12 protein-coding genes are annotated in these 12,661 nt (G+C 69.7%); 2 read left to right on the top strand and 10 right to left on the bottom strand.

The window, feature by feature from the left end; translation table 11 throughout:
• The first annotated feature begins 2 nt into the window (after positions 1–2).
• Positions 3–872 (top strand): tetratricopeptide repeat protein, encoded by an 870-nt coding sequence (locus AC16DP_RS01015; RefSeq protein ID WP_329727730.1) that lies wholly within the window; start codon positions 3–5, stop codon positions 870–872.
• A 46-nt stretch (positions 873–918) separates the two neighbouring features.
• Here AC16DP_RS01015 and AC16DP_RS01010 read toward each other — a convergent pair whose 3' ends face one another.
• From AC16DP_RS01010 to AC16DP_RS01000, 3 genes are all read right to left on the bottom strand, one after another.
• Entirely contained in the window at positions 919–1,368 is a 450-nt protein-coding gene (locus AC16DP_RS01010; protein WP_329727729.1) for a hypothetical protein, read from the bottom strand.
• Positions 1,365–2,141 carry a sulfite exporter TauE/SafE family protein gene (locus AC16DP_RS01005; RefSeq protein WP_329727728.1) on the bottom strand — a complete coding sequence of 259 codons (777 nt, stop codon included), beginning with the start codon at positions 2,139–2,141 and terminating at the stop codon, positions 1,365–1,367. The genes AC16DP_RS01010 and AC16DP_RS01005 overlap by 4 nt, the downstream gene beginning before the upstream one ends.
• Before the next feature lie 99 nt (positions 2,142–2,240).
• Complete coding sequence (locus tag AC16DP_RS01000; protein WP_329727727.1) at positions 2,241–3,134, bottom strand: hypothetical protein; 894 nt, start codon at positions 3,132–3,134, stop codon at positions 2,241–2,243.
• A 119-nt stretch (positions 3,135–3,253) separates the two neighbouring features.
• Between AC16DP_RS01000 and AC16DP_RS00995 the strand changes: the two genes are divergently transcribed.
• Positions 3,254–4,837 carry a leucyl aminopeptidase gene (locus AC16DP_RS00995; protein WP_329727726.1) on the top strand — a complete coding sequence of 528 codons (1,584 nt, stop codon included), beginning with the start codon at positions 3,254–3,256 and terminating at the stop codon, positions 4,835–4,837.
• 7 nt (positions 4,838–4,844) lie between these two features.
• On the opposite strand, the gene AC16DP_RS00990 is transcribed toward AC16DP_RS00995, so the two are convergent.
• From AC16DP_RS00990 to ruvB, 7 genes are all read right to left on the bottom strand, one after another.
• Complete coding sequence (locus AC16DP_RS00990; RefSeq protein WP_329727725.1) at positions 4,845–5,453, bottom strand: hypothetical protein; 609 nt, start codon at positions 5,451–5,453, stop codon at positions 4,845–4,847.
• A gap of 90 nt (positions 5,454–5,543) precedes the next feature.
• Positions 5,544–6,269 carry an orotidine-5'-phosphate decarboxylase gene (pyrF, locus tag AC16DP_RS00985; RefSeq protein WP_329727724.1) on the bottom strand — a complete coding sequence of 242 codons (726 nt, stop codon included), beginning with the start codon at positions 6,267–6,269 and terminating at the stop codon, positions 5,544–5,546.
• The gene (locus tag AC16DP_RS00980; protein WP_329727723.1) at positions 6,266–7,528 is read right to left on the bottom strand and encodes a DUF4388 domain-containing protein; all 1,263 of its coding nucleotides are present in this window, start codon (positions 7,526–7,528) and stop codon (positions 6,266–6,268) included. The genes pyrF and AC16DP_RS00980 overlap by 4 nt, the downstream gene beginning before the upstream one ends.
• A gap of 11 nt (positions 7,529–7,539) precedes the next feature.
• Positions 7,540–8,622, bottom strand: a complete 1,083-nt coding sequence (locus tag AC16DP_RS00975; protein WP_329727722.1) for a thioredoxin domain-containing protein — start codon at positions 8,620–8,622, stop codon at positions 7,540–7,542.
• 74 nt (positions 8,623–8,696) lie between these two features.
• On the bottom strand, positions 8,697–9,626 hold the full coding sequence (gene lpxC, locus AC16DP_RS00970; RefSeq protein ID WP_329727721.1) for a UDP-3-O-acyl-N-acetylglucosamine deacetylase: 930 nt from the start codon (positions 9,624–9,626) through the stop codon (positions 8,697–8,699).
• 421 nt (positions 9,627–10,047) lie between these two features.
• Positions 10,048–11,502 (bottom strand): hypothetical protein, encoded by a 1,455-nt coding sequence (locus tag AC16DP_RS00965; RefSeq protein WP_329727776.1) that lies wholly within the window; start codon positions 11,500–11,502, stop codon positions 10,048–10,050.
• A 32-nt stretch (positions 11,503–11,534) separates the two neighbouring features.
• Positions 11,535–12,575, bottom strand: a complete 1,041-nt coding sequence (gene ruvB / locus AC16DP_RS00960) for a Holliday junction branch migration DNA helicase RuvB (protein WP_047856636.1) — start codon at positions 12,573–12,575, stop codon at positions 11,535–11,537.
• Between the last annotated feature and the right edge of the window lie 86 nt (positions 12,576–12,661).

Here is a 12,661-nt window from a genome sequence, read left to right as displayed (position 1 = left end):
ACATGAGCCTCTCCGATTCCGAACGCGCCCACATCCAAGAAGCCCTGCAGAACCAGCGCAACGCGCTCGCCGTGACGCGCATCACCGGAGACCCCGCGGAGATCGGCAAGGGGCTGGTGCACCTGGCCGAGCTGCACGGCATGCTCGAGGACCACGCCGAGAGCCGCCGCCACTACGAGGAGGCGCTGAGCAGCTTCCAGACGGCCGGGGACAAGTACGGCCAGGCGCAGGCGCTCTTCGGGCTCGGGGTGGTGAGCGCCCACTTCGAGGACCATCGGCGCGCCATCGAGCACATCTCCGGAGCCACGGCGCTCTTCAACGAGCTGAAGGATCAGGAGAACGAGGCGCTGTGCCGGGCGGCCATCGGCGAGTCGCTGCGCTCGCTGGGCCATGCCAAGGCGGCCGAGGAGAAGTACCAGGAGGCGCTGCTGCTGTACCGGCAGGCGAAGAACGGGCCGCGGGTTGCCCAGCTGCTGCTGGACATCGGCGACATCCGCATGGAGGCGGGCGAGTACGAGGCGGCGCGCAAGCGCTTCTCCGAGGCACTGCCCCTGCTGGAGAAGGAAGAGGATCCGGAGCCGCTGGCGCTGTGCCGGCTGCTGCTGGGCGAGGCCGAGGGCCTGCTGGGCAACCACGAGGCGGCGCGTCCGCACCTGCACGCGGCGGCGGAGCTGTACGAGCAGCTGCACGATCATGCCTACGAGGCGCGGGCGCGGTGGGACCTGAGCATCGCGTGCACCTTCGTGCAGGACTGGAAGACCGCGCGCGCCGAGCTCGAGACGGTGATTCCGCTCTTCGAGGAGCAGGGACGCGCCGACGACGTGGCCAAGGCCCGGAAGGTGCTGGCCCACTTCGACGCGCGCGGGGTGTGAGGGAATCCACTTCTACGTACGTAGAAGTGAAAGCGGTGCTCGACCGTCAGGCGTGGAGTCCCGCGCCCACGGCCACCGCGAGCAGTCCCAGGACTCCGGCGGCGTAGAGCGCGTACTTCCACTCGCCCCGGAGACCCAGGCTGGTGCCGGCCACCACCAGCCGCACCACGGGGGTCACCAGCAGCGCCGAGGCCGCGCCCTTGCGCAGCACGTCGATGCCCACGTGGACGGTCTCGGAGCGGGGCAGGAACTCCAGTCCCAGCGAGGCGAGGAAGAGCGCTCCACTGCAGAGGGCGCCTCCCCGGAGGAGCCGGGAGATCCACTGCTCGCCCGCATCCGCGCGCCCGGCGGTCTCCGGACTGCCCGCCACGTCCGGGATGACGGGCACCTCGGAGGCCGTCCGGGGCAAGGGAGGTGCCGTCTTCGCTCGGACAGCACCCTCCAGGTTGATGGGAATGGCCCCCGTCACCACGGGGGATGCTGCACTCGTCGTCATTTCGGCAGGCTCGGCCACAGTCCCTCCCCTCCCTTCCACAGCATCTGTGCCGCCACCACCAGCAGCACCAGAGCGAACAACCGCCGCAACACCGAGGTGGGCACGCGCGGCATCAGCCGGCTGCCCACGGACGCGCCCGCCAGCACCCCCACCACCAGCGGCGCCACCAGGTCGAGCTTCACGTGCCCGCGCCAGGCGTAGGCGGCCACGCTCGCCGCCCCCGTCACGCCGATCATCAGGTTGCTGGTGGCGCTGGCCACCTTGAAGGGCACCCCCATGCCGTAGCTCATCAGGGGCACCTTGAGCGGACCCCCGCCCACCCCCAGCAGCGCCGACAGGCTCCCGGCCACGAAGGAGCCGGAGATGCCCAGCGGGTAGTTGGTGGGCACGTACGTCTCGGTGCACTGCTCCGGCCGCGGGCTGGACAGCAGCATCTGCGCCGACACGTAGAGGGTGAAGAGACCGAACACCAGGGCCACCCACGCCGGCGCCAGCAGGCCCGCCACCATCCCTCCAGCGATGGCCCCCATCACCGTGGCCAGCTCCAGCGTCAACCCGAGGCGGATGTCACTGAGCCGGCGCTCCACGTAGCTGGCGGCCGCCCCACAGGAGCTGGCCACCACACACATGAGGCTCGCGGGGACGGCGTCCTCCAGCGGAACCTTGAAGCCCAATACCAGGGCGGGGACGAGGATGACCCCTCCACCTACACCCAGCAGTGCGCCCGTGAGTCCCGCGAGGACACCGGCGGATATCAAGAGGAGAAGCGTCATACCCACGAAGAGGATAGGGGCCGCCTCGCGGATCGGATAGCGGCATTCCCCTTGACGTCCGGTGCTCGATCGGCCGGTTGCTCTTCGTGCGGGGAATGCTCATGCGGCGCATGCACCGATGGTGCCTTCGGGGAACTCCTCGAGGAAACGCGCGCGGGCACGCGGAGTGAAGATGCCGCGCGCCATGTACGCCAGCAGACGCCGCAAGACGGCGCGGGACTGATCCACCGCGAGCTCCACCTCGGCGGCGAAGTCGAACGAGTCGTTGCGGTACAGCTCCTGGAAGCTGAGCTGTGACCAGGCAGGCAGGGCACGCATCCGCCCCAGGGGGCTGGAGAGATAGAGGCCCGCGAGGTAGAGGCCCCGCGCCCACCCGTCCACCTGTTGTTTGGTGGGCGCTTGCTGCAGCGTCTCCTGCGAGGCCAGCCGCACCAGCTCGTAGATGCCGCGGCCGATGCCCTTCACCGGGAAGCCGGAGCTCTTCACCACCTCGAACTTCGAGCGCAGGCGCGGGCTGCCCACCAGATCCACCCCGTGCAGCTCGCGCAGGTAGAAGAGCGTCTGCGTCCATTCTATCTGCCGGTGCGCCGCGAGCGCGTGCTCGCCCCGGCGCCGGTGGCGCACCACCAGGCGGTCCACCCGTGGATGGAGCGCGCGATCCAGGGACAGGTGGGTGAAGTAGCCGGCCAGCAGCGCCAGTCCGGCCTCGGTGCCCACCAGGGCTCCGGCGGCGACCAGCTCGGCCATCTTCAGCCCCATGCCCACGGGCGCCTTCTCGTGGTACAGCCGCGCGAAGTGGGGCCAGTCCTGCCCCGAGTAGCAGGCGCGCAGCCCGCCTCGGACGCCCTCGCACAGGGGCAGGTCGGGCAGCGCCGCGCCGAAGCGCGCGTAGGCCAGGTCCTCGGCCAGGGCGCGCACGAAGTCCTCGGGCAGGTCTCCCGGGTTGGCCGCCAGTCTTTCGATCGCCGTCAGGTGCAGCAGCAACGAAGGCATGGGCCACCACGTAGCCGCCGGGCGGCGTCCATGCAATGACGGAACGCTCGACCGTTCTTGCCTGAAACATTCGTGGCGCTACAGTCGCCACCCCCTATTTCCAGGAGCCCGTGTCCCTCATGAACTACAGCTTCATCTCCGGCGAGGCCGCCCGCGCGAGCGGCGAGCTGCTCGTGATTCCCCTCTTCGAAGGCGAGACCGGGGACAAGCCGCCCGCGCCGCTGGCCGGTGTCGACACGGCCTTCGAGGGCCGGCTGCTCACCGCCGCCACCCAGGAGGGCTTCAAGGGCAAGGGCGAGCAGACCTTCGTGATGCACGCCCACGGCAAGCTCGAGGCCGAGCGCGTGCTGCTGCTGGGCCTGGGCTCGCGCAACAAGTACAACCCCGAGGTGCTGCGTCTGGCGGCCGGCCGTGCCGCGAAGACGGCCCAGCGCCTCAAGGTGCGCACGCTCGTGTTCACCGTGCCCGAGACCCAGGACGCCATCGCCGCCCTGCGCGCCGTGGTGGAGGGCCTGGAGCTGGGCGCCTACCGCTTCGAGCGCTACAAGTCCTCGGCGAAGGAGGAGAAGAACGCGCCCAAGCTGACCACGGTGCGGCTGGCGCTGCCCGGCGGCGTGGACAAGACGAAGGAGCATGATCAGGCGGTGGCGCTCGCGCAGCGCGTGGCCGAGGCCACCAACTGGGCGAGAGACCTGGTCAACGAGCCGCCCAACGTCGTCAACCCCGAGGCGCTCGCCCGCGCCGCGCAGGACATGGCGAAGGAGGCCGGCATCAAGGCCACCGTGGTCGGCCGCAAGGAGATCGAGCGGCTGAAGATGGGGATGTTCCTCGGGGTGGCGCAGGGCAGCATCAACGAGCCCAAGCTCATCCACGTGGAGTACACGCCGAAGAACGCGAAGCACGCCAAGAACGCCCCGGTGGCGCTGGTGGGCAAGGCGATCACCTTCGACTCGGGCGGCCTGTCGCTCAAGCCCACCGACTCCATGGTGGAGATGAAGACGGACATGGCCGGCTCGGCCGCGGTGCTGGGCGCCATGCGCGTCATCGCCACGCTCAAGCCGCCCTTCCCCGTGCACGCCTTCATCGGCGCGTGCGAGAACATGCCCTCGGGCACCTCCTACCGGCCCAGCGACATCCTCACGTCGCGCCTGGGCAAGACGGTGGAGATCACCAACACGGACGCCGAGGGCCGCCTGGTGCTCGGGGACGTGATGACGTGGGCCAACGAGCACAAGCCGGCGGTGATGATCGACCTGGCCACGCTCACGGGCGCGTGCGTCATCGCCCTGGGCAACTACATCGTGGGCGCCTTCGGCGAGCACGACGGCGCGGTGAACGACGTGCTGGACGCGGCGCGCGCGGCGGGCGAGGACATGTGGCGCCTGCCGGTGAGCGAGCTGCAGAAGGACGTGCTGCGCTCGGAGGTGGCGGACATGAAGAACTCCGGCGAGCGCTGGGGCGGCGCCATCAACGCGGCCCTGTTCCTCAAGGAGTTCGTCGGTGACACGCCGTGGGTGCACCTGGACATCGCCGGCCCGTCGGTGAGCCCCAAGGAGCGGGGTTACCTGGGCAAGGGCGGCACGGGCGTGGGCGTGCGCACGCTGGTGGAGTACGTCCGCCGCCGCGCCAGCCAGCAGGAGGGAAGCGAGGCCACCGAGGCTCCCGCTTCCAAGCCGGCGCGCGGCGGCAAGCCGAAGGCCTGAGCCTTCTTCAGGTCTGCTCGGGCGAGACGGGCAGCGGGCGGACGCTCTCGAAGAGGGCGTTCACCGTCTGCGCCACGTCCTCCGGTGCGGAGGCCGGCCAGGTGGCGAGCATCAGGAAGACGCGATCGGCACCGCCGTCGCGCACCACCACCCGGCCCCGCACGTTGTCCCCCACGGCGAAGTAGAAGCCCACGGCGCTGTCGGACATGGGCAGCGGCTCGATGTCGCTGGTGACGAAGCCCGGCTGGCTGCGCAGGCCCATCGTCAGACGCTCGGCGAACTGGACGGGCGAGGCCACCGCGGGCGCCACCTGCAGCACCACCTGCGCCTGGGTGGTGGGATCTCGCAGGACGACGGGAATGGCGAGCCCCTCGGGGGTCTGCTCGTCCGTCTGATCCAACTGCCACGTCCCACCGGGCTGGATGAGCTCGAAGCCCATCGACTCGTCCACGTAGCGGCGGGAAGCCAGCTCCTCGGAGTGCATGGACTGCCGACGGGCCGACACACCCGAACCACCCGTCCCCGGCTCCGAGGGCTCACGCACCGCCTGCTTCGCCCCGCTGCATGCCGTGCACAGCGCGAGCAAGCCCCACCCCAACAACCGCCTTGCGTCCATGTGTTCTCCCCGACCGGATGGCCTTGGGAGCAACCTGGGGACGGGGCCCCCCCATGGCCAGGGGAGTGTCAAATCCCGAAAGCGCCGCTGTCAGGCGGTGGAAACTTCCTCGGCGATGGAACGCGCGGCGCTCAACGGATCCACCGCGGTGTGGATGGGACGTCCCACCACGAGCAGATCCGCGCCCGCACGCACCGCGAAGGCGGGCGTCTCCGCGCGGCTCTGGTCTCCCTTGGCCGCACCCGCGGGGCGGATGCCGGGCGTGCACAGGAAGGGCGTGGGGCCCAGCTCGCGGCGGAAGGCCTCGGCCTCGCGGGGCGAGCACACCAGCCCGTCCACGCCCGCGCCCACGGCCAGCCTCGCCAGCCGCAGCGCCGCCACGTCCGGAGCGCCGGAGAGGCCCACCGCCGTCACGTCCTCGGCGGACATGGAGGTGAGCACCGTCACCGCGAGCACCCGGGGCGCCTCGTGGCCCTTCGCCCGGGCTCCCTCGCGCGCACCCTTCACGGCGGCCTTCAGCATGGCCTCGCCCCCGGCGGCGTGCACGGTGAGCAGGGACACCCCCAGGGCTCCGGCGCGCGCGGCCGCCAGCTCCACGGTGTTGGGGATGTCGTGCAGCTTCAGATCGAGGAACACCCGGGCGCCCAGCTTCTGGAAGGCGGCCACGGCGGCGGGGCCGTGCTCGACGAAGAGCGAGAGGCCCACCTTCGCGTAGCCCACGTGGGGCGCCACCTGCTGGTAGAGGCGCAGGCCTTCTTCCAGCGGGAGATCTGCGGCGAGCGCGAGCTTGTCGCGCGCCTGGGAAGCGTCCGTCACGAGAGTCCCTCCTGGAGCTCGCGGTAGCTGCGGTAGAGCCGCTCGGACATCTCGCCCGGCAGCACGTTGCGCGCGGAGAACAGCGCATAGGAGACGAAGGCGTCGAGCGCCTCGAGCGTCATGGCGCGCGCGAGCGCCTCCCCGCCACTGGAGACGTTCTGGCGGATGCGCGCCACGTCCACCCGGCCGTCCGGGCCGAGCGTCACGCCCTCGTAGGCCGACTCCAGGCCCTGCTGGGGCGACTCGAGGAAGCCCTTCATCAGGTCCGGGTTGGCGCCCGCGAGGCGCAGCGCGGTGTGGATTTGAGCGAGCAGCGCGTTGAAGCGATCCTCGGGGCCCAGGGGCGCCACGGGCGGCGGGGGCACCGCCAGGAAGGTGCCCGAGGCCCGCCGCATGGGCGGCGCCGTGGCGCTCTTCTTCTGCACGAGCAGCGCCCCATCCCGCGTGCGCTCCTCCACCCAGGTGAGGAAGGAGTAGAGGCTGCCCTCCCAGACGGAGCGCAGCGAGCCCAGCGTGGTGCCGTGGGCGGCCGTGGCGAAGAGGGCCTCCTCGCCGGGAGGCGGAGCCTCGGGGCCGGCCACCACGGACGTGTCGTCCGGGAAGTGCTTGCGCAGGCGCGCCACCACCTCGCCGCGCTTCATGCCCTGGAGGACCAGGTCTCGGGTGCGCTCCTGGAGCTTCACCGAGTCGCCCTCGGGCGGACGGCCCTCGAGGAAGAGGAAGCTGCCCTCGGACATCTCGAAGAGGTTGAGCACCACCTCGCGCACCAGGTACGTCATGGCGCTGTAGAGGTTGGCCTCGGAGAGGAAACCCTCGCGGGTGAGCACCGCGCCGATGCGCAGGGTGGGCGTCACCTTGCCGAGCGCCTGGTGCAGCTGCTCGGGCGTGACGAGCCCCAGCTGCACCACCACGGCGCCGAGCCGCTCATGGTGCACGCTGGAGACGGCGAAGATGGGCTGCCCGTCGCGGAAGCTGACGGTGCGCTGCACCAGGCCGTGTTGAAGGATGAGCTGGCCGCTGCGGATGCCGGAGAGGATGTGGCTGAGCACCTCTTCCACGGACAGGGAGCTGAGGCTGCCGGCGAAGAAGCCGGTGAGCGCGGCGGGCTCCCGCAACAGCACCATCCCCTCGGGTGCATGGAAGTGCGCCACGAGGGGACGGCCGGGGGACAGGCTGGCGGCGAGGGGGCGCTCCAACTCGAGCACGCCCGGCTCACCGCTCAACCCGACACGAGGCGTGGCCTTGGGTCGTTGCGCCACGCGGAGGGGTCCTACTTCTTCGCCTGGAGCTCGGAGTCGATGACGCTCTTGAACTCGTCGAAGGGCTGCGCGCCGGACAGCAGCACGCCGTTGATGAAGAAGGCCGGGGTGCCGTTGACGCCCACCTTCTTGCCGTCGGCCATGTCGGCCTGCACGATGGCGGCCTTCTCACCCGAGTCCAGGCACTTGTCGAACTTGCCGGTGTCCAGGCCCAGCTCCTTGGCGTAGCCCTTGAGCGCCGGCACCTCGAGCGCCTTCTGGTTGGCGAAGAGCTTGTCGTGCATCTCCCAGAACTTGCCCTGGTCCTGCGCGCACAGCGCGGCCTCGGAGGCCTTGGGCGCCTGCGCGTGGAAGTCCAGCGGGAAGTGGCGGAACACCAGGCGCACCTGGTTGGGGTAGGCCTTCAGCACCTGGTCCACCGTCTCGATGGCGCGGCTGCAGTACGGGCACTGGAAGTCGCTGAACTCCACGATGGTGATGGGCGCGTTCTCCGGGCCCTTGGCGGCGCCCGTGGCGGCCACCGTCTTCCGCTCGCGCGGCGGCTCGGGCAGGGTGATCTGCACGTTGGCGCCCTTCTTCAGCTCGGCGAAGAACTCCCGCGCGCGCTCCTGCTTCTTGGAGCCGCTGAGGAAGTCGACGATCTGCGGCTTCACCTGCTCGAAGGTGGTGCCCGGGGGCAGCCGCTCCTTGGCCTCGTCGTACATCTTCTTCAGCTCCGCCTCGGGCGGCTGCGGAACCTTGTCGTCGACCTCGGCCTTGATCAGCTGCTCCTCGGTCATGTTGCGCTTCTTGGCCTCGGCCTGCACCAGGCGCTCCACCACGAGCCCGTCGATGCCCTGCTTGCGCAGCTGGTACTTCTGCTTGTCCAGGTTGGCCAGCTGGTCCTTGATGCGATCGTTGAGATCACCGTAGGTGATCTTCTGACCGTCACCGTAGGTGGCCACGACCGTGTCCGGGCTGGGCTCGCCAGCGGCGGCGGGGGTGGGAGTGGTCGCCGTGGCAGCGGCGGCCGGGGCCTTCTCCTTGTTGCATCCGGAGAAGAGGGAGACCGCCAACAAGGCGGCCAGAAGCGTGGAAGTGGAGCGCATGAGCATGGGTACGGGTCCTTAGTCGAGAAAACCCCGTATCCGCAAAGAAATTTCTCATGCCCTCGCGGGCGCGCTTCTTGTCAGGCGACCAGCGGCTCGAGGCCGATCTCCGGCAGGCGCAGCTCGGGCAGCTCCAGGTGCTTGCGGGCCGGGACGATCTCGTAGCTGGAGGGGTCCGCCAGCACGGCCTTCACCAGCTTCTGGTTGAGCGCATGGCCCGTCTTGAAGGCCTTCAGGTGGCCCACCACCGGACGGCCGAACAGGGAGATGTCTCCCACGGCGTCCAGGATCTTGTGGCGCACGAACTCGTCCGGGAAGCGCAGGCCGTCCGGGTTGAGGATGGAGAACTCGTCCACGACGATGGCGTTCTCCAGCGAGCCGCCGCGCGCCAGGCCCATCTTCTTGAGCATCTCCACGTCCCGGAGGAAGCCGAAGGTGCGCGCGCGGGAGATCTCCCGGTGGAAGCAGCGATCGGAGAACTCCAGATCGAAGGACTGCCCGGTGATGAGCGGGTGCTTGAAGTCGACGGTGCAGGAGATGCGGAAGCGGTTGGCGGGCGAGAAGCTCGCCTCCTTGTCACCGTCCGTCACGGAGACCGTCTTCTTGATGACGAGCAGGCGGCGGGGCTCCTCCTGCTCGCGCAGGCCGGCCTCGGCGATCAGCGCGGCGAAGGGCGCGGCGCTGCCGTCCATGATGGGCACCTCGGGCCCGTCCAGCTCCACGCGCACGTTGTCCAGCCCCATGCCGGCCAGCGCCGACATCAGGTGCTCCACCGTGCTCACCTTCACGCCGTCCTTGCCCAGGGTGGTGGCCAGCGACGTGTCCACCACGTACTCGGTGAGGGCGGGGATGGAGACCGGGCGAGGCGTATCCGTACGCACGAAGACGATGCCGTGATTCACCGGCGCCGGCAGCAACGAGAGGTTCACCGGCGCGCCGGAGTGGAGCCCCACGCCCTGGCAACGGACGGGGTGCGAAAGGGTGCGCTGGTTGTACGAGGTGTAAGCCATGTTCGGTGTCGCCTCTGAATCGATGCGGGTGCTGCTCCGCCCTCCCCTACCCAGGGAGAGGCCCGTCAATGTTCACTGCCCATCTGACGCGCCGCGTATCGATGCAAACCACACGCCACTGAAGCCATGCTCCGGAGGGTCACCGCTGGGGTGCCCGGGGCTCTCCAAGTGTTGGAATCCACTGGAGTTTCTGGCTGGTTCGCCGGGGTGACCCGAGCTGCCCGTCACCCTTCCCCCCTCGACTCGCTGTGCACCTACCCCGTCACCGTGACAAATGTGTCAGAACTTCCACACGCCGCACCCCGTCATGGCGCATCATTGACGCGACCCCATAACGCAAGCAGATGCCTGGAATCAAACGGTTGACGAACGAATCCGTGACACAAGGCGTACTTACGGTGACGGATTCACGACAACGGTTTCACCGGGTGGCGGCGAGGAAGCGGTCCCGGAGCAGTTCGGCCTCGGCCCGGTCGAAGTTGAAACCCCGGAGCTGGGCGCGGCGGCTGACGGCGGCGAAGGTGTTCTCCAGCACCATGGAGAAGCCGCGCAGGTCCTCGATGAGGCGGGTGCGCACGGCGGGGCCCTCGGGCGGCCAGGGCAGCTCGGTGAGGAGCGCGCTGAACCGGTCGAAGGCCTCGTAGTCCACGTAGCGCAGCAGCTGGTAGCTGCCGTCCTGGAAGTAGCCGAGGAAGGCCACGATGCTGGAGATGACGGCCTCGGCGGAGGGGACGTCGTCGTTGCGCAGGTGCCCCTCGGCGGCGCGGCACAGCTGGGCGAAGACCCACAGATCCTTGCGCAGACGCTCGGCGGCCTCCATGGACGAGGAGAGCTGCTCGAAGGGGGCCTCGCCGGAGGCGGCGCCGGGAGAGAGCGCCTCGGTGAGGGCCACCACCTGGGTCTGGAAGAGCTGGGTGAAGGCGTAGGAGGCGCGGGCGGCGGCGGCGCGATCCCGGTCCAGCTCCACGAGCACGTCCCGGGCGATGCGCTCCGTCTCGCGGGCGATGTCACGGGCGGCGCGCAGGCACGCGGCCTGGAGGGGCTTGGGGCCGGCCTTGGGGGCCAGCTCGTTCTTCAGGTAGCCCACGAGCCCGATCGCCTCGCTGCGCACCAGGGCGAGCAGCACGCGCACACGGCGGGGGATGGGGCCCTGAGAGTCCTGGCTCACGTAGGCCAGGTAGTGCAGCAGGCGGAACAGGCCCAGGTAGGCGGTGGTGAAGAGGGGCCGCGTCTCCGGGGGCACCGTGGAGAGCAGCGACAGCAGGCGCACCGAGCGCAGCCGGTCATACTCCAGGCGGAACTCGGTGAGCCGGAAGGGCCGGAAGTAGCGGTTGAGGACGATCTCCCGCAGGACGAGGTTGCCCACGTCGTTGAAGAGGCTCAGTCCGCACACCGGCAGCTGCAGCAGGTGATCGATGAGGTTGCGCAGCGACTCGAAGGACTGGCGCAGGACGAAGAGGCTCTCCTGGGGCGTCTCCTGGTCCAGCTCGCCTTCGATGCGCGTGCGGCGCATGTTGTCGTCGGCGAGCTGCGTCTCGACGTAGCGGCGGAACTGGAGCTTCTGGTCCGAGTCCGGATCCAACAGGTGCCGGGCGAGGCGGATGGCCTGGCTGAGGGTGGCGCGGACGTCCTTGAGCTCCTCGCGGAAGTCGCGGGTGACGAGCGGCTTGTCCTGGGGATCGATGACGCCGTTGTCGTAGAGGTGGACGTAGCGCTCCACGGCGCGCAGGAGCATCTCGAACTCGAAGAGGAGCTCCTCGCGGGCCTCCACGGGCAGGGCGCGCAGCCAGCGCTCGCGCTCGGAGAGGAAACCGGCGCGGTTGCCCTGCGAGGCGCGGACGAGCTCCTCGTAGAAGTCACGGGGAACGCGGGACATGGAAGGAGCCGGGACGGCGGTGGCGGTGGTGCTCACCAGAGGGACCCCTGCCCACCAGAAGTGGGCGCCTTCTTGTTGAAATAGCTGTACGCATGGTGCGTGGCCGTGCGGCCCCGCGGCGTGCGCTGGAGGAAGCCTTCCTGGAGGAGGAAGGGCTCGTACACGTCCTCGATGGTATCGCGCTGCTCGCCCACGGCGGCGGCGATGGTCTCCACGCCCACCGGGCCCCCGCCGAACTTCTCGAGGATGGTGAGGAGGATTTTGCGGTCCATCGCGTCCAGGCCGGAGGCGTCCACGCCCAGGCGGGTGAGCGCCGTGGAGGCCAGCTCCTGGGTGATGCTGCCATCGCCCTCGACCTGGGCGAAGTCGCGCAGGCGGCGCAGCAGCCGGTTGGCGATGCGGGGCGTGCCGCGGGCGCGGGTGGCGATCTCCCGGGAACCATCGCGGTCCAACTTCACCCCGAGGATGCGCGCCGAGCGGTTGAGGATGAGTTCCAGGTGCTTGGGCTCGTAGTACTCGAGCCGCTCCTGGATCTGGAAACGGTCGCGCAGCGGCGAGGTGAGCAGGCCCGTGCGGGTGGTGGCGCCGATGAGGGTGAAGGGCGGCAGATCGATCTTCATCGCCCGGGCGGCGGGCCCGGTGTCGATGGTGATGTCCAGCCGGAAGTCCTCCATGGCCGGGTAGAGGTACTCCTCGATGGCGGCGTTGAGGCGGTGGACCTCGTCGATGAAGAGGATGTCGCGCTCGTTGAGGTTGGTGAGCAGGCCGGCCAGGTCGCCCTTGCGCTCGAGCGCGGGGCCACTGGTGACATGGATGCCCACGCCCAGCTCGTTGGCCATGATGTAGGCCAGCGACGTCTTGCCCAGACCCGGAGGCCCGGAGAAGAGGCAGTGATCGAGCGCCTCGCCGCGGGACTTGGCCGCCTGGACGTACACCTTGAGCTTCTCGACGACAGCGCTCTGGCCCACGTACTCGTCGAACGAGCGCGGACGCAGGGAGGCCTCGACGCGGACCTCGTCGTTGAGCGCCTCCTCGGAGAGTGTGTCGTCGGATTTCCGCTTCGCCTTCGCCATACCCCTCGTTCCTCTGCCGTCACCCTACCAGAACGGCCCCGGTGTCGCGGCTCCTCTCGTGGGGCTAGACTCGATGCCCCCCGCCG

It is taken from the genome of Archangium sp. (assembly GCF_057119385.1).
Note: the sequence above shows the minus strand (reverse complement) of the source record. Positions and strands in the feature narration are given on the sequence as shown.

Bases quoted from the DNA above. Each gene is read 5' to 3' on its own strand.
- AC16DP_RS01015 (WP_329727730.1), top strand. From the start codon at position 3: ATGAGCCTCTCCGATTCCGAACGCGCCCACATCCAAGAAGCCCTGCAG.
- AC16DP_RS01010 (WP_329727729.1), bottom strand. From the start codon at position 1,368: ATGACGACGAGTGCAGCATCCCCCGTGGTGACGGGGGCCATTCCCATC.
- AC16DP_RS01005 (WP_329727728.1), bottom strand. From the start codon at position 2,141: ATGACGCTTCTCCTCTTGATATCCGCCGGTGTCCTCGCGGGACTCACG.
- AC16DP_RS01000 (WP_329727727.1), bottom strand. From the start codon at position 3,134: ATGCCTTCGTTGCTGCTGCACCTGACGGCGATCGAAAGACTGGCGGCC.
- AC16DP_RS00995 (WP_329727726.1), top strand. From the start codon at position 3,254: ATGAACTACAGCTTCATCTCCGGCGAGGCCGCCCGCGCGAGCGGCGAG.
- AC16DP_RS00990 (WP_329727725.1), bottom strand. From the start codon at position 5,453: ATGGACGCAAGGCGGTTGTTGGGGTGGGGCTTGCTCGCGCTGTGCACG.
- AC16DP_RS00975 (WP_329727722.1), bottom strand. From the start codon at position 8,622: ATGCTCATGCGCTCCACTTCCACGCTTCTGGCCGCCTTGTTGGCGGTC.
- lpxC (WP_329727721.1), bottom strand. From the start codon at position 9,626: ATGGCTTACACCTCGTACAACCAGCGCACCCTTTCGCACCCCGTCCGT.
- AC16DP_RS00965 (WP_329727776.1), bottom strand. From the start codon at position 11,502: ATGTCCCGCGTTCCCCGTGACTTCTACGAGGAGCTCGTCCGCGCCTCG.
- ruvB (WP_047856636.1), bottom strand. From the start codon at position 12,575: ATGGCGAAGGCGAAGCGGAAATCCGACGACACACTCTCCGAGGAGGCG.